16 protein-coding genes and 1 pseudogene are annotated in these 15645 nt (G+C 74.7%); 7 read left to right on the top strand and 10 right to left on the bottom strand.

Going from position 1 to position 15645, the window contains the following annotated elements:
- Window positions 1-91 precede the first annotated feature (91 nt).
- Window positions 92-853: an alpha/beta fold hydrolase gene (locus tag ABEB07_RS31715; RefSeq protein ID WP_345671489.1), complete on the bottom strand. Its 762-nt coding sequence runs from the start codon at window positions 851-853 to the stop codon at window positions 92-94.
- A 64-nt stretch (window positions 854-917) separates the two neighbouring features.
- On the opposite strand from ABEB07_RS31715, the gene ABEB07_RS31720 reads away from it, so the two are divergent.
- Both ABEB07_RS31720 and ABEB07_RS31725 read left to right on the top strand, forming a co-directional pair.
- Window positions 918-1376, top strand: a complete 459-nt coding sequence (locus tag ABEB07_RS31720; RefSeq protein ID WP_345671490.1) for a MarR family winged helix-turn-helix transcriptional regulator — start codon at window positions 918-920, stop codon at window positions 1374-1376.
- 158 nt (window positions 1377-1534) lie between these two features.
- On the top strand, window positions 1535-2077 hold the full coding sequence (locus ABEB07_RS31725; RefSeq protein ID WP_176146843.1) for a GNAT family N-acetyltransferase: 543 nt from the start codon (window positions 1535-1537) through the stop codon (window positions 2075-2077).
- Between the two features lie 93 nt (window positions 2078-2170).
- On the opposite strand, the gene ABEB07_RS31730 is transcribed toward ABEB07_RS31725, so the two are convergent.
- Window positions 2171-2545 carry an STAS domain-containing protein gene (locus tag ABEB07_RS31730; protein WP_345671491.1) on the bottom strand — a complete coding sequence of 125 codons (375 nt, stop codon included), beginning with the start codon at window positions 2543-2545 and terminating at the stop codon, window positions 2171-2173.
- 194 nt (window positions 2546-2739) lie between these two features.
- Here ABEB07_RS31730 and ABEB07_RS31735 point away from each other — a divergent pair, with 194 nt between their 5' ends.
- The 3 genes and pseudogenes from ABEB07_RS31735 to ABEB07_RS31745 form a co-directional block, all read left to right on the top strand.
- Complete coding sequence (locus ABEB07_RS31735; RefSeq protein WP_425589121.1) at window positions 2740-3204, top strand: ATP-binding protein; 465 nt, start codon at window positions 2740-2742, stop codon at window positions 3202-3204.
- A gap of 236 nt (window positions 3205-3440) precedes the next feature.
- Window positions 3441-3845 (top strand): VOC family protein, encoded by a 405-nt coding sequence (locus ABEB07_RS31740; RefSeq protein WP_176146840.1) that lies wholly within the window; start codon window positions 3441-3443, stop codon window positions 3843-3845.
- A gap of 23 nt (window positions 3846-3868) precedes the next feature.
- Window positions 3869-4155: pseudogene (locus ABEB07_RS31745) on the top strand (TetR/AcrR family transcriptional regulator); the annotation flags it as partial.
- Window positions 4156-4205: 50 nt separating this feature from the next.
- On the opposite strand, the gene ABEB07_RS31750 reads toward ABEB07_RS31745, so the two are convergent.
- The gene (locus tag ABEB07_RS31750) at window positions 4206-5312 is read right to left on the bottom strand and encodes a DUF1152 domain-containing protein (protein WP_345671493.1); all 1107 of its coding nucleotides are present in this window, start codon (window positions 5310-5312) and stop codon (window positions 4206-4208) included.
- Between the two features lie 269 nt (window positions 5313-5581).
- Between ABEB07_RS31750 and ABEB07_RS31755 the strand changes: the two genes are divergently transcribed.
- Complete coding sequence (locus ABEB07_RS31755; protein WP_345671494.1) at window positions 5582-6964, top strand: STM4012 family radical SAM protein; 1383 nt, start codon at window positions 5582-5584, stop codon at window positions 6962-6964.
- 165 nt (window positions 6965-7129) lie between these two features.
- Here ABEB07_RS31755 and ABEB07_RS31760 read toward each other — a convergent pair whose 3' ends face one another.
- Together ABEB07_RS31760 and ABEB07_RS31765 are read right to left on the bottom strand one after the other, a co-directional pair.
- A complete protein-coding gene (locus ABEB07_RS31760) occupies window positions 7130-8053 on the bottom strand; it encodes a DMT family transporter (RefSeq protein ID WP_345671495.1) in 924 nt (307 codons plus the stop codon).
- A gap of 288 nt (window positions 8054-8341) precedes the next feature.
- Complete coding sequence (locus ABEB07_RS31765; protein WP_176146824.1) at window positions 8342-9277, bottom strand: LysR family transcriptional regulator; 936 nt, start codon at window positions 9275-9277, stop codon at window positions 8342-8344.
- A gap of 133 nt (window positions 9278-9410) precedes the next feature.
- Between ABEB07_RS31765 and ABEB07_RS31770 the strand changes: the two genes are divergently transcribed.
- A complete protein-coding gene (locus ABEB07_RS31770) occupies window positions 9411-10703 on the top strand; it encodes an MFS transporter (protein ID WP_345671497.1) in 1293 nt (430 codons plus the stop codon).
- Window positions 10704-10733: 30 nt separating this feature from the next.
- Here the strand turns inward: ABEB07_RS31770 and ABEB07_RS31775 are convergent, their stop codons facing one another.
- From ABEB07_RS31775 to ABEB07_RS31795, 5 genes are read right to left on the bottom strand one after another with little or no spacing between them, the layout of a single operon-like run.
- Entirely contained in the window at window positions 10734-12302 is a 1569-nt protein-coding gene (locus tag ABEB07_RS31775) for an AMP-binding protein (protein WP_345671499.1), read from the bottom strand.
- Between the two features lie 60 nt (window positions 12303-12362).
- A complete protein-coding gene (locus ABEB07_RS31780; RefSeq protein ID WP_345671500.1) occupies window positions 12363-13019 on the bottom strand; it encodes a 4'-phosphopantetheinyl transferase family protein in 657 nt (218 codons plus the stop codon).
- Window positions 13016-14179 (bottom strand): acyl-CoA dehydrogenase family protein, encoded by a 1164-nt coding sequence (locus ABEB07_RS31785; protein WP_345671501.1) that lies wholly within the window; start codon window positions 14177-14179, stop codon window positions 13016-13018. Before ABEB07_RS31785 ends, ABEB07_RS31780 begins: the two co-directional genes overlap by 4 nt.
- A complete protein-coding gene (locus tag ABEB07_RS31790) occupies window positions 14172-15338 on the bottom strand; it encodes an acyl-CoA dehydrogenase family protein (RefSeq protein ID WP_345671504.1) in 1167 nt (388 codons plus the stop codon). Before ABEB07_RS31790 ends, ABEB07_RS31785 begins: the two co-directional genes overlap by 8 nt.
- Window positions 15335-15601: an acyl carrier protein gene (locus ABEB07_RS31795; protein WP_345671505.1), complete on the bottom strand. Its 267-nt coding sequence runs from the start codon at window positions 15599-15601 to the stop codon at window positions 15335-15337. The genes ABEB07_RS31790 and ABEB07_RS31795 overlap by 4 nt, the downstream gene beginning before the upstream one ends.
- Between the last annotated feature and the right edge of the window lie 44 nt (window positions 15602-15645).

Consider the following 15645-nt stretch of genomic DNA (forward strand, 5'->3'; position numbering starts at 1 on the left):
CAGGTGTGAGCGGCCGCCCGGCCGGGTGAGACTGCCGACCCGAGGTCGCGCGGGCCCCCGGGACGGGGACCGGGAACGCGCCGGACAGGCTCTAGCCGCACGTGGTCCGCGCGGCGAAGTCGTCGAGCAGGGCGAAGGTGCGCTCCGGCTGTTCGAGGTGCGGCAAGTGCCCCGCCTCCGCTACCACTTCGAAGCGGGCGTCCGCGAACGAGGCGGCGTACTCCTCGCCGTAGGCCGGGGTCACGATGCGGTCGCTCTCGCCCCACAGGACGAGCGTGGGGACGGTGACGGCCGCGAGGCGGGGCCGGAGCGCGGGATCGCTCATGGCGGGGCCGCCCGAGTAGCGGCGCAGGCTCTCCATGTTGGCCTGGAACACGGCGCGTCGCTCGGCCGGGACGGTCGCCGGGTCGACGTAGAAGCGCTCCGCGTCGTGGTACGCGTACGCGGCCACGCCCCGCGCGTCCAGGGCGAAGAAGTCCCGCACCGGTGCGCCGTCGACCTCGATGCCGACCGCGTCGATCAGGGCGATGCCGCTGATCCGGCCCTCGTCGTCGGCGGTCGCCAGCTCCGCGGCGATCCAGCCGCCGAGCGAGGAGCCGACGACCAGGACGTCGACGAGGTCGCGCTCGCGCAGGAGGCGGAGGTAGGCGGCGGCCAGGTCGGCGACGCGGGTGGAGTCGTCGGGCCGGGGCGTGCCGTTCCAGCCCGGGTGGGTGGGGAGCAGGACGCGGGCGGTCGCGGCGAGGTGCTCGGCGATCGGGGCGACGGTGGCCGGCCCGCCGCCGCCGTGCAGGACGAGGACGGGGCGGCCGTCGGCGGGGCCGTACGCGGTGATCATCTGCTGGGTCGTCATGCCGAGGACAGTAACTAAGGATGTTTATATAAGCAAGTTTATTCGCGATGTTAGTCTGGCCGGCATGGCCGTTGAACTGCAGATCCTCGGAAGGGCCGTGAAGGCCGTCCAGTACCGTCAGCACCGGGCGCTGGACAGCCGCCTCGCGTCCGTCGGCAGCACGCTCGCGCAGTGGGACGCGCTGCGGGCGATCAGCCGCACGCCGGGCGCCAGCGCGCGGGAACTGGCCGCGGCGACGTTCCAGAGCGAGCAGGCCTTCGGCACGCTCGCCGGGCGACTGGTGGCCCAGCGGCTCGTCGACCGGCGCCCCGGGCACGGCCGGCGCATCGAACACCACCTCACCCCCGAAGGGCAACGGATGCTCGCGGCCGGCCACGAGGTCGCCGACGCGGTCCTCGCGGAGTGCTTCGAGGCGCTGACGGCGACCGAGCGGGACGCGTTGCTGGGACTGCTGCGCAAGCTCGGAGGCGAGGGGAAGGCCGGGGCCGTCAGCTCCCCGGCGTCCGGGACGCCGGGGCGCTGACGGCCCCGGTCCCGGCACGTACCGGCGTTGTCTCGCCGCCCGCCGGTCCCGGACGTGCCGGCGTCGTCTCGCCCGCCGGTCCGGGGAAACAGCAACGCCGTCTCGCCCGCGGGCCGGTTATCCTGCTTCGTTCGAACAGGCCAGGGAGGTCCTTCAGCATGAGCAGCGCCACGTCCCCGTTCCCCGAGCGGATCCGGCTCGCGGGGGAGGGCCTCGTCCTGCGGGACTGGACGGAGACGGACCTCCCGGCCATGCCGGCGCTGTTCGACCACCCCGACATCGCGTACTGGACCCCGCTCGTCTCGCCGTTCGACGAGCAGGCCGCCCGCGCCCGCCTCGACAAGGACCGGCGGCTGCGCGCGGAGGGCACGGCCATGCTGCTCGCCGTCACCGTGGACGGCGGCGCACCCCTCGGCGAGGTGATGGTCCGGCGCGCCCCCGAGGGCACCGAACTCGGCTACGCGATCGGCCCGGCGCACCGGCGCCGCGGCCTGGCGGCACGGGCGGTGCGCGTCATGGCGGCGTACGCCTTCGAGCACCTGGGCGCGGAGCGGGTCATCCTGGAACTGGAGGCCGAGAACACGGCCAGTGTCGCGGTCGCCACCAAGGCGGGCTTCAGCCTCCTGGACGTGCCCCTGATCACGGGCGAGGAGAAGGGACGGCCCTTCGCCCTGCAGACCTGGGGCCTGGACCGCGGCTGAGGCCGGCCCCCGCCCCGGGCGCGGCACGACGGGGGACGGCGGCGGCCCAGCCGGGGGGAGGGGCGAAGCCGCCCGTCCCACACCTGCGGGCGGTCAGTGGTCGAGGGCGTCGGGGAGGGTGGGGTGGCAGTCGATGACCTCGTCGATCCCGACGATCTGGAGGGTGCGCAGGACGGCGGGGACGGGTGCGGCCAGACGCAGCCAGCCTCCTGTCGCGGCGGCGGCGTGATGGGCGTTGATGAGGATGTTGATGCCGCTGGAGTCCATGAAGGTCACCTGTCCCATGTCGACCGCGATGCGCACGGGGCCGGTGGCCTCGACGTCCAGGGCCCGGCGCAGGGTGTCGCCGGTGTGGTGGTCGATCTCCCCGGCCAGGGTCAGGACGTGAATGCCGTCGGCGGTGGTGGCGGTGACCGACAGCCCGACGTCAGGGCGCGGTGACTGATCAGCAGATTGTGTCTCTGTCATATGTCCTTCGGGCATGTGGGTGATACTGGCACATCAAGACCTTGGCCCGCAGCGCTGCCCTGAACGGTGCGGGCGACGCCCTTGACGCCGCCGGGCAGCCGGGGGAGGGGGTGCGGGCGTGTGCCGCGTGGAGGCGGGCAGGCGCGCGGGGTGCCGACGGGGGAGTGAAGGCGGCAGCATTGGAATCAGTGCCGGTGGATCAGGACGGCGTCACGCCGGACGAGCAGGCCATCCAGACCACGGTCACCCTGGACGGGGACGGCGCCGACATCGCCCACGCCCGCCGTCTGGCCGCCGATTTCCTCGCCCGGGTGCGGGACGGGCACGGCCTGACCGTCTCCCGGCGCGCGATGGACCTGACGCAGCTGGTGGTCAGCGAGCTGGTCACCAACGCCCGCAAGTACGCGCCCGGCCCCGCGCTGCTCGACCTGTGCGTCATCGGCGACATGGTGGAGGTCTCGGTGTGGGACCGCGATCCGGTGCTGCCCGTCGCGCGGGCCGCGGACGCCGGCCGGGTCGGGCAGCACGGCCTGGAGATAGTGATGGCCGTCGCCCAGGGCTTCGAGGCGCGGCGCGAGCCGGTCGGCAAGCGCGTCACCGCCCGCCTCGCCCTGACCGACGACCCCGGCGGCTCCCTGAGCGGCCGCCCGCCCCTTTAGGCGGCTGCCTCAGGGCGGGAGTGCTTCGCCGGCCGCGCCGGGTTCGCCGGGTTCGCCGTCGTAGGGCGCGGCCGCCGGGACAGGAGGACGTCGTGGCCGGAAGAGGTCTGTGTGCCGGAGGACACCTCGACGGCGTGGGCGCCGCTGTCTAGGATCGTGCGCACGCATCGCGTGTCGGTCACCGGTCGGGTGAGGCATGGAGGTGCCGTGAGGTGCCTTGCGGAGGCTCTCCACCTATGTCAGTCGAGTTGAATCACACCATCGTCCATGCCCGGGACAAACGGGAGTCGGCCGAGTTCCTGGCGCACGTACTGGGGCTGGCGACCGGGACCGAATGGGGCCCGTTCATCCCCGTGACCACCGCGAACGGGGTCACCCTGGACTTCGCGTCCGTCCCCGCGGAGTCGATCGTCACGCAGCACTACGCGTTCCTGGTCTCCGACGAGGAGTTCGACGCCGCCTTCGGGCGCATCCGGCAGGCCGGGATCACGTACTACGCCGATCCGCACCTCAAGCAGCCCGGAGAGATCAACCATCACCACGGCGGGCGCGGCCTGTACTTCATGGATCCGGCCGGGCACGGCATGGAGATCATCACACGGCCCTACGGCAGTCCGGAGCAATCGCCGACGGCTTCGTGAGGAGGGGCGGGCCTGGACGGGAAGTGCCCGGGCCCGCTCCTGCCCGGCCCGGTGCACGGCGCGCGGTCCTGGTCGACGCGGCGATCGAGGTACCGGCCCGCGAGGGCGCACGCGGCCTGACGTTCCGGGCCGTGGACGCCGAGGCGGCCGTTCCCGCGGGCACGGCGTCCAACTGGGTCGTCGGTCGGGACGACCTGTTCACGCAGACCGGCGCCCGGGTCTACGAGCGGCTCCGGCCCGACGAGGCCACGATCGCCCGCCAGCAGACGGCCGGCCCGACCGGGACGCCTACGCGGAGCTGATGCGGAAGCGAGCCCTACGGAGCCGGGACCGCCGTCGCTCCCGGGGCCGCCGGTCGCCTCACCGTTCCGTCGGGGACAGCCGCCACAGCGGTGGGGCGTGCCGGGCTGGGGACGCCGCGAGCAGGTGGGCGCGCAGTTCCGCCGACTGCTGCGGGCGCAGCGCCAGTTCCTCGGCGATGCGGCGGGTCGTGACGTAGGCGATCCCGCGGCGCGCGGTCGACCGCTCCCAGTCGGCGAAGCGCTCGGGGAGGGTGGCGCCGCCTTCGGGGGAGGGGGGTGAGGCGGTGCCCTGGTGTGCGCCGGCCGCCCGTGCGCGTTCCCGTGCGATCTCGGAGAAGCCGCACACCTGGAGGCTCGCCCGCTCCGCCGCGTCGAGGTCCGTGGTGCCGGCCAACGCCCGCGCCAGGGTGTTGAGTTCCAGCGCGCGATCCAGGGTGAGCCGGTAGAGGTTGGGGCTGGCGTCGGTGAGGGTGACGGGGTCGGGGGCGTCGCGCGTTCCGCAGACCCCGCGTATGCCCCGCGCCGCGGCGACCAGCAGGGCGCTCGCCTCCGACGGGTGCCAGGCGAAGACGCGCTCCACGACGTGTGTGTCGGCGGCGGTCAGGGCACGCAACGGCGCTCCGAGCAAGGGCAGCAGGGACGCTTCGGGAACCTCCGAGTCGAGCCCCGGCCCGGCCACGTGCACCGAGGTGGAGAGCGGGGCGTGCGCGCAGGCGGCGAGGGCGAGCGCGTCACCGAGCGGACTGCGCAGGGTGGGCTCGCTCCCGTCGGCCAGGACGTCGCCCCCGACGTCCACGATGTCGACGTGATTCGTACCGCAGTACGCGGCGGCCTCCGTGATCTGCCGGGCGAGCCCCACCGCCCCGCCGTACGGGTCGAGCAGCCCCAGTTCCGCCCGCAGATCCGCGGCGAGCCGGGGCAGCAGCGAGCCGGCGGGCGGCCGGGGCGCGGAGTCGGGGGTGACCAGACGCAGCGTGGGGCCCGCGGGGACGGTGCCGGTGAAGTCGGACGGCCGGCGCGGACCCGGCACCGGATCGACCACCAGCCGCTCCCAGGCGTAGGTGAGGATCAGCGCGGGTTCGTCGGGACCGTGGAGGGCGGCGTGCGTCATCGCCGTCGTGATGGCGTCCCCGCCCCCGCCGGCGGCCAGCAGAAGTCGCTTCATGGACGACATACGTATCTCAACGGCCGCGCCGATTCCAGGGTTTCCCGGCACTCGCCGGCCGTCCGGGGCCCCGCCATGTCATGCCAAGTGTGTCCGGGCAAGGCGCGGAAGGTGTCAACTTCGGTAAAGGAACCGCCAATTACTTCGGCGGATCACCTCATGTCGTCCGTCACCCTGTGTCGAGCAAGCTGTCACATGGCGCGACCGTCGGACGGGATCGACCCCCGATCTCGATTCCGATATCGACCTCGGAAGGAAGCATCGCTCACGTGGCAACCTCGTTACCGCTCCGGATTTCCCGCTCCGCCCCCGACGAGCCGACGACCCCGTACAAGCAGTACGTGTACGCCTACCCGCACCAGAAGGCGTACCGGCTCGGCGAGGACCGGCCGCTCCTCACCGATGTGTGGGCCGGTGAGCGGCTGGACGCACTCTCCCTCTACGTCCACATCCCCTTCTGCGAGATGCGTTGCGGTTTCTGCAACCTCTTCACCCGCACCGGGGCGCCCGAGGACGTGACCCGCGGCTTCCTGGACACGCTGGAGCGGCAGGCGGCCGCGACCCGGGAGGCGCTGGACGCCAACGGCACACCCCGCTTCACCCTCGCCGCGTTCGGCGGCGGCACCCCGACGTATCTCACCGCCGACGAACTGCGCCGGCTGTGCGACATCTGCGAGAACGTGATGGGCGCGGATCTGGCGGCCGTGCCCTGGTCGGTCGAGACGTCCCCCGCCACCGCGACCGCGGACCGCATCGCGCTGCTCGCGCAGCGCGGCGCGACCCGGCTCAGCATCGGCGTGCAGAGCTTCGTGGAGGAGGAGGCGCGCGCCGCGATACGGCCGCAGAAGCGCGCGGAGGTGGACGCCGCGCTCTCCCGGCTGAAGGAGGCCGCCTTCCCCATCCTCAACATCGACCTCATCTACGGCATCGACGGCCAGACGGAACAGTCCTTCCAGGTGTCCCTGGACGCGGCGCTGAGCTGGGAACCGGAGGAGATCTACCTCTACCCGCTGTACGTGCGCCCGTTGACCGGCCTCATGGCCAAGCACGACACGAACGGCGAGAGCTGGGACGAACAGCGGCTGCGCCTGTACCGCTTCGGACGCGACCACCTGCTCGCCGCCGGCTACCGGCAGACGTCCATGCGGGTGTTCAGCCGGATCGGCACCGCGGCGGTCGACGGGGCGGACGACAGCAACATCAGCGAGTACAACCAGCAGGCCGGCATGGTCGGACTCGGCGTCGGCGCGCGGTCGTTCACGACGGACCTCCATTACACGACCGACTACGCCGTCGCCGTGCCGGAGGTCCGGCGCATCATCGACGACTACATCGCCACGCCGACCGACGACTTCCGGCGCGCCCAGTGGTCGTTCCGCATGGACGACGACGAGCGGCGCCGCATGTACGTCCTGGGCATGCTGCTGGAAGCGGACGGCCTGAGCCTGGACCAGTACGCGAACCGGTTCGGCGGCCGCCCGCAGGACGACTTCCCGGCTCAGTTCGCCCTCGTCACCGAGCGCGCCTGGGTGCGCGAGGACGCCGGGCGGCTGCGGTTGACCCTGGAGGGCATGGCGTGGGCGGACGCCATCGGCCCGCTGTTCTTCTCCCACCGGGTCAACGAGGCCATGTCGTCCTACCGGGACCGCTGACCGGTCACCGGGGCACGCCGATCGGTCACCGGGGCACGCCGATCAGCCGCCCGCGAGCCGCTGAACGGCCGCCCGTGTCCGCCCCCTCCCGGCGCTCCCCGCGCCGCCCCCGTCCGGGCGGCGCGGGGAGCGTCCTCCCGTCGCCCGGACGAAGGGCCGGCGCGGTCACTCCCGGGACGGCTCACCCGCACGGGCCCACCGGGCCGGCACGGAGACCAGGACGAGCCCGCCGAGCAGAAGCACCGCCCCGGTGACCGCCGGCGCGCCGAGCCGTTCCCCCAGCAGGAGCACCCCGAGCAGGGTGGCGACCAGCGGCTCCGCCAGGCTGAGGGTGCCGGCGGTCGCCCCGCTGATCCGCGTCACCCCCCAGGTGAACAGCAGATAGCCCAGGGCGGTCGTGGCCAGGGCCAGCCAGCCGATCAGGACCAGCGCCCGCGGTTCGCCGAGACCCTCCGCGTGGGCCAGGGCCCACGGCAGCACCAGGAGACCGGCCACGAACACACTCGTCGGGGCGGCGGCGGCGGTGTCCCCGCCGCATCGCCCCAACTGCTTGGTGGCCGCGATGTACACGCCGAAACTGGCCCCGGCCACCACGGCGAGCAGCACGCCCGCGCTGTCGGCCGGCCGTCCGTCGGCCGGGACGAGGAGCAGGGCGATGCCGCCGACGGCGCACGCGGTTCCGCACGCCCACACCCGGCTGAGCCGCTCACCGGCCAGGACACGCCCGCACACCCCCGACACCACCGGCACGGTGCCGAAGGCGACGGCGGTCGCCAGGGCGGCGCCGCAGCGGTCCACCGCCTCCAGGAAGCACACCTGGAAGGCCGCCGTGACCAGGATGCTCACCGCCGTCCAGCCGCGCGTCCGCCGCCGCACCAAGGTACGCAACCCGGCCCGCCGCGCGGTGAACAGCCCCAGGACGAAACCGCCGAGAAGCATCCGGAACCCGCCGATCGACACCGGGGACGCGCTGCTCGCGGCCAGGACCTGCGCGGGTCCGACCGTGCCCCACAGGAAGGCGGCGGTCAGCACCGGCGCCACTCCGCCCCCGCGCACGAAACGGTCCGTCTTGCCCGCTGTGCTCGTCACACTCACTCTCATTCCGCAGAGCCGGGCAGGATCCCGTGGCACAGCACACCTCCGGTGGCACACCCGGCGATTCCTGGCCCCGACGCTAGCCAGCCTCCGGCGGCCGCCCCCATTGGGGGAAGCCACCAACTCGGCCGCTGCCGCTTGGAGTTACCCACTCCCCGCCCTGGCCGACGGATCGAGCGGCGATGCGGGACGGGCGACGCCGGACACCGGCCGACGGCCCGGCTCCCGTGCGGGAGGCCGTGGCGGCGGACAGTGCGGCCGCACCCACCGCCGTGGCGGCGGTCAGTGCGGCCGCACCCACTTCGGCGTCCAGGTGTCCGCGCCGCCGGGGGCGGCCGCCGCGGCGGCGAGGTGGGCGCGCAGGGTGGCCAGCGCCGGGTGGGGGTTGTCGCGGTGCCACAGCAGCGAGTGCGGGTAGACCGGCACCGGGTCGGTCACCGGGATGCGCCGCAGACCGTGGCCCGCGGGCCACACCAGGCGGGTGTGCTCGCCCATGAAGGTGGCCAGGGCCGGTGTGTCGGCGATGGTGTCGAGGAGTGCGTCGGAGCCGAAGTTGGGCCCGGTCGCCTCGATGGTCAGGCCGAACTCGGCGGTGAGGTCGTCGTAGTAGGCGGCCCACTCGGTGCCGGGAACGACGCCGGGCATCCAGATCCGGTGCCCGGCGAGCCGGGCGACGCTCACCGACCGGGCGCGCGCCAGCGCGTGCGCGGGGCCGGTCAGCAGCTGGAGCGGCTCGTCCAGCACCCGGACGGACTCGATGTCCTCCGGCAGCGGCCGGCCCGGCGCGGCGACGGCGCGGAAGGACGCGTCGATCTCACCGGACCGGAGCGCCGCGACGGCCCGGTCGACGTCGAACAGCATCAGCACGTCGAGCTCGATCTCGGGGTGCGCGCGGTGGAAGTCGCGCATCAGGCCCGACGGCGCGACCCGCGAGGCGATCACGTCCACGCGCAGCGGACGGCGGCCGGTGCGCACGGAGGCGACCGCCCGCTCGGAGACGCGCAGCAGCTCGCGCGCGTGCGGCAGGAACGCCTGCCCGTCGATGGTGAGCTCCGCGCCGCGCGCACCGCGGGTGAACAGCCGTACGCCGAGATCGCGCTCCAGCCCGGCGATGCGCTTGGAGACGGCCTGCTGGGTGACCGCCAGCTCGGCGGCGGCCTCCTGGAACTGCCCCGCCTCGGCGGCGGCCACGAAGGTCCGGACGGTGTCGAAGTCCATGCCGACACTTTACGGCCACAACCATCGGTTGTGGATCGGAGCCTCCCCGGTTGTTTGATCACAGGACGGGAGACCCGCTTGGATGCTCCTGATCACTGAACGGTTGTACGGATGAGCGGCGAGGGCATCGAGGATGAGGATCGGACACCGTGCGGGGCAGTCGCCCGGGCGTCGGCTGGGGCGGCGGTTCGGGTGGCTCTGGGCAGCGTACGGGACCAGCGCGCTCGGCACCTGGCTGGCCTTCGGCGCGTTCCCGCTGATCGCCGTCCGCGTGCTGGACGCCGGCCCGGCCGAGGTCGCCGCGCTCGCCTCCGTGGGCGCGGCGGTGGGCGCGGCCGTCGCGGTGCCGCTCGGTCCGTGGGTGGAGTTCCGCGGCAAGCGGCCCGTGCTGATCACGATGGACCTCGCGCGGTGCGCGGCGCTGCTGACGATCCCCGCCGCGTTCGCGCTCGGCGCGCTCACCTTCGTCCAGCTCCTGCTGGTCTCGGTCGTCGTCGCGGCGGCCGACATCACCTTCCGCGCCGCCTCCGGCGCGTACCTGAAGACCCTGCTGCCGCCCGGTGACCTGCTCGTCGCCAACGCCCGCTTCGAGTCCACCGCCTGGACGACCACGATCATCGGACCGCCCCTGGGCGGCGCGGCGATCGGTCTGCTCGGTCCGGTGGCGACGGTGGTGGCCGACGCGGTGAGCTACCTGCTCTCCGCCCTGGGCATCCGCGCGATGGGCGGGCACGAGCCCCGGCCCGAGCCCCGGCGGGGCCCGCGGCTGCGGGCCGGGGACCTGCTCGACGGCTGGCGGCACATCCTCGCCGACCCCACGCTGCGTCCGCTCTTCCTCAACACCGCCCTGTTCAACGGTCTGGTGATGGCCGCCGAACCGCTGCTCGCGGTCCTGATGCTCGGCCGGCTCGGCTTCAGCGCCTGGGAGTACGGCCTCGCCTTCGCCGCACCCGCGATCGGCGGGCTCCTCGGCTCCCGGCTGGCCCGGCCGCTGGTCACCCGGTACGGGCAGCGGCGGGTCCTGACCGTGAGCGGGACGCTGCGCGCGCTGTGGCCGGTCGGTCTGGCCTTCCTGGGTCCGGGCGCCGGCGGGCTGGTGCTGGTGATGGGCGTCGAATGCGGGCTCATCCTCTGCTGCGGGGTCTTCAACCCCGTCTTCGCCACCTGCCGGCTCGAACGCACCGCGCCCGACCTGGCCGCCCGCACGCTGTCCGCCTGGGCGGTCACGACCAAGGCGTCGACCGCCCTCCTGACGGCCCTGTGGGGCGTCCTGGGCAGTCTGCTCGGCCCGCGCACGGCCATCGGCCTGGCCGGCGTACTCGTCCTGGCGACCCCCCTGCTGCTGCCCCGCCGCACGGCGGCGCCCGTCACCGGCCCGGAACCGGACGCGCGGCACGAGCCGGAGCCGGCGCCGCAGCCCGCCTGACGCCCGCCCGAGACGCCCGCCCGAGCGGGCTCAGGACACCTGCGACCCGCGCAGGAGCCGTTCGACCGCCGCCCGGTCCACCTTCCCGTTCGCGTTCAGCGGGAGCGAGGCGACCGCGGTGACCCGGGCCGGGACCATGTACGGGGGCAGGCGGCGGCGCAGCTCCGCGCGAGGGTCCCCGGCGCCGGGAGCGCCGGTGTGCGCCGCGGCGAGGTCGACGCTGCCGTCCGGCGTCGGCAGCGCCACCACCACGGCGTCGAGGACGCCCGGCAAGTTCCGCAGCGCCGCCTCCACCTCGCCCAGTTCGACCCGGTAGCCGTGCACCTGGACCTGCTGGTCGACCCGGCCGAGGTGGGTCAGGGGCGTGCCGGGAGGCAGCGGCCCGTCGACGGCGGCGGCGGACGGCGCGGTCACGCGGTCGCCCGTCCGGTACCAGTGCGCCTGAGTGAGGGGCGTGCTCGGGTCGTACGGGCTCCCGTCGGGGGCGAGGAAGCGGCCCGCGTCATCCGCCGGATCGAGGTAGCCGGCGAAGCGCTGGGGGCCGCGCACGCACAGTTCGCCGTCCAGGAGCCGGCCCTCCAGGGCGGGGTGCAGGGGGCCGATCGGCACCGTGTCGTTCGGGGTGTCCGGCCATGCGTCGAGATCGCGGGGGAGCCGGTGGCCGGTGCAGGTGACGGTGAGTTCCGTGGGGCCGTAGGCGTTGTCCACCGTGCTGTTCCCGGCGGCCCGCGCCCACGCCCGCGCCTGGCGCAGGGTGAGCGGCTCGCCGCAGAACATGCTGCGGCGCAGGCCCGGCAGGCTGCCCGGCTTCAGCGCCCGCAGCCGTTCGGCCAGGGAGATCACCGAGGGCACGGAGTTCCAGTGGGTCAGGGCGCGGGCCGCGGCGAAGCGGACGGGGCGCAGCAGGTCGCCCCGGGTCGCCGCGACCAGGGTCGCGCCGGTGCCCCAGGCCGCGTACAGGTCCAGCACGGACGGGTCGAAGGTCAGGTCGAACGTCTGCGACACGCGGTCGCCGGGGCCGGGGCCGTAGTGCGGCACCGCCTGCTCCAGGTAGGCGCACACGTTGCCGTGCCGGATCGGGACGCCTTTGGGCTCGCCGGTCGAGCCGGAGGTGAACAGCAGGTAGGCGAGGTCGTCGGGGTCGGTGGCCGGCTCGGGCAGGTCCGGCGGCGCGGTGGCGGTCAGGGCGAGCAGGTCCTCGGCGGTGAGCGTGAGGGTGGGCGCCGGCAGGTCGGCCGCGTGGTCGCAGGAGCCGTCCGTGAGGATCACGTCGAGCTGCGCGGCGGCGCTCACCCGGGCGTTGCGCGTGAGCGGGAACGCGGGGCCGAGGGGCACCACGGCCGCCCCGACACGGTGCACCGCGAGATACCCGGCGTACGCGACGACGGTGCGCCCGGTCAGCAGCCCGACGCGGCGCGGAGCGGCGCCGGAGCCGCTCCGCGCCAGCAGTCCGTGGGCCACGTGGCCGGCCAGGGCGGTGAGTTCGGCGTAGGTGAGCCGGGTGTCGCCGATCTCCAGTGCCGTCGCGGCGGGGAAGGCGGCGGCCGTGTGCGCGAACCAGTCGCGCAGCGTCCGGCGTTCGGCTCGCGGGCTCTCCATCACGTGTCGTTCACGCCTTTCGCGGGAGGAGGGAGGGGGTGTGGGGACGTGACCGGCGGGTCACGGGAACGCGGTGGGGTGTGCGCCGTCCGCGCCGTCGGCCCGGACCGGGCCCATCGCGCAACTCAGCGGCGTCGTGGAAGCGCTCCGCAGACAGATCCAGCGGTACGGTCCCCAGCGGCCGCCGAGGCTTCCCGGCGGCACGTCGATCTCCCACGGCCGCCCCGCGAGGCCGGTCCCGGCGGCCTTCACGCACGCCTCCTGGGCCGTCCACACCCAGGCCACCTCCGCCGCCGCCCGCGCCGGCGCCAGCGCGAGGACGCCGGGCGCGTGCGCGCGCAGCAGCCGGCGGGCCAGGGTGGCGCCGACCGAGGCCGCCGGATGCTGGAGGTCCACCCCGACGCGCCCCTCGGCGGCGAAGGCGCAGGCCACCATGGAGTCGCTGTGCGAGACGCTGACCGCGGCCCCGGGGCGCCCGGCGAGGCGGGGCCGCCCGCGTTCGTCGGGCACGATGTCGGCGCCGGCCAGCGGCGGCGCCACCGTGTGCAGCAACTCCCGCAGCAGCCCGCGCCCGTGGAGGAAGCGACGGGCCCGCCACTCGGGCAGGGCGGCGGCGCGGCGCCGGTCGTCACGGTGGGTGCTCGGGACGCCGGAGCCCGCCACCACCCACACGCCCTCGGCGACCGCCAAGGGCCCCACCACCGGCCCGGGGCTCACAGCGGGAGCACCTCGCGGCCCAGGTCGCCGAGAACGCGCTCGGCCCCCTCGGCGACGGTCTCCAGGACCACCTCCGTCGTTCCGCCCCCGATGCCGAAGAGCGCGGCCTGCGCCCGGATCTCCTGCATGCCGCCGTCCGCGAAGCCGGCCGCTCCCCACAGGTGGGCGCACTCCCCGAGGACGTACGGCACGGTGGTGCCGGCGGCGGCCTTCAGGGTGGCGGCGGCCTGGAGGTCGTAGTGCCCGGCCACCGCCGGAGCCGACCGCTCGGTGAGGGCGTGCAGCTCCCGGACGCGCACCAGGGCGGCGGCGAAGCGCTGCCGGACGTGGCCGCGGCTCCACAGGGTGCCCTCCCGGTGCTCCCGCCCGGTCAGTCGGCGCCGCGTGCCGTCCAGCACCCGGCGGCACAGCGCCACGCCCCACAGCGCCCCCGCCAGCCGCTCGACGGCGATGTGCCGCGCGAACACCGGCAGTCCGAACCCGACCCTGCCCACCAGGTGCTCCCGGCCCAGGCGCACCGCGTCGAACGACACATGGCCCGCGCCCGAGCCCGCGTAGAGCGCCGAGCGGGCCGGCCGGACCGCCACACCGGGCGCGTCGGCCGGGACCAGGACCCAGGTGAAGTTCGCGAAGTGCCGGCCTGGGCGGTGCCGGGCCAGGACGAGGAACGACTCGGCGGTGGTGGCGTTCGTGATCCACTCCTTGCCGCCGGTCACGACGACGCCCGTGGCGTCGACGGCCGCCTCGGTGCGCAGCGCGGTCAGATCGGTGCCGGCCGTGGTGTCCGTCGCGGCCAGGGCCAGGGTGGCCGTCCCGCTCAGGGCGCGGGTCAGGACGTGCTCGACGGCGGGGCCGGTTCCGGTGGCCAGGACCGGCAGGGCCGTGGCGAGCTGCACGCTGGCGGACAGCGTCGCGGGGACGGACCAGCGGGCGTCGGCCGTGGCCAGCACGTCGGCGAGGCCGTCCACGTCGATGCCCCGGCGGACGTCGCCGCCCCGGTAGACGCGGGCCAGGTGCCCGGCCGCGCCGAGGGCCGCCCAGGCGGCCGATCCGCTCATGGCGGTGTCGCGCGGGGCGGTGTCGCATGGGGAGGTGTCGCGCGGGGCGGCGTCCTCGGCCGCCGGGGTTCCGGCCGGGTCGGTGGCGGGCAGGTCAGGCAAAGGTGACTCCCTGGTCGCGCAGGGCCAGGCGGCCGTCCGCCAGGTGCAGGCGGTCGTTGTGGTAGTTGAGCGCGGCGGACCGCAGGTCGCGTACGGCCAGTTCGAGCCGGGTGGGCGAGTCCTTGAGGTAGCCGTCGCGCAGCCCGACCGCCTCGACCAGCTCGTCCACGGCGGCCAGACACTGCTCGGAGGCGGTGATCTTGAGGGAGTTGAGCAGGAGCTGCCGCGGCGCACGCGACAGGTCCTCGCCCGACTCCACGACGGACACGGCCTGTTGGAGCAGCGCGTGGACGGCGTCCAGGCGCTGGCGGGCGCGGGACAGACGGGTGAGCAGCAGTTCGGAGGTGATGTCGAAGCGGGCGCGTCCGGCCGGGCCGCGCACCAGGCGCAGGACCCGGGAGAGCGCGCCTGCCGCGGTGCCGAGCCAGGCGGCCGACCAGCCCAGATGGGCGAGCGGGCCGAAGACGTTCGCGGCGATCTCGTGGAACTGGCCCGGCTCGCCCACCACGTGGTGGGCCGGGACGCGGCCGGTCAGGCGCAGGGGCGCGCTGTGGCTGGCCCGCATGCCCATCGGCTGCCAGTCGCCGGACGCCTGGACGGTCAGCCGGCCGCGGTCGGCGTAGACCAGGGACACGTCGTGCGCGGTGGCCTCGCCGGCCGCGCGCATGGTGATGAGGAAGCCGTCCGCGTGTGCGCCGCCGGTGACGACCGGTGCGAACCGGTCGATCTCCAGCAGGCCGTCGGCGTCGGTCAACTGGGCCTCGGCCGTGGTGAGACGGCCGCCCTTGCCGGACTCGGTGGTGACGGAGGCGAGGTAGACCTCGCCGGCCGCGACGCGCGGCAGCACCGCCTTGGCGAGCCGTTCGTCGGCGTGGCGGACCAGCGCGGCCGACTGCTGGCAGTGCATGGCGAAGATCATGGCCACGGACATGTCGGCGCGTCCGAGGATCTCGGCGGCCCGCACCAGATCGCGTACGGACCCGCCGAGGCCGCCGTGGGCGACCGGCACCAGCAGCCCGAGCAGTCGCGTACGGCGCAGCGCGGCCAGCGCCTCGACGGGGAAGACCGCGTCCCGGTCGGCGTCCGCGAGGTGCGCCTCGGTCACCTCGACGACCTCCGCGAGCCGGGCGGCGAGCGCGGGCGCGGCGTCGGCGCTCACGCCGTCACCCGGCCGGACTCCTCGCCGGGCAGCTGCGCGGCGACGGCGCGCCACAGGCTGCCCGCGGTGGCGAAGGTGGCGTCGTTCATGTCCTCGTCGGGCAGTTGGATGCCGAAGCCGTCCTCCAGCTGGAAGAGGAGTTCGATGGCCTGCATGGAGTCGACGCCGAGCCGGCGCAGATCGGTCTCGGGGGTGATGGCGAGGTCGTCGGGACCGGCGTGCTTGAGGAAGGGCCGGAGCAGGTCGGTGAAGCGGGGGTCCACGGGGACGTGTCCTTTCGGTACGGGCGTGCGGCTGCGCGGTGGGA

The sequence above is a fragment of the Streptomyces similanensis genome, assembly GCF_039543625.1.
In the GTDB taxonomy this organism is placed as follows: domain Bacteria; phylum Actinomycetota; class Actinomycetes; order Streptomycetales; family Streptomycetaceae; genus Streptomyces; species Streptomyces similanensis.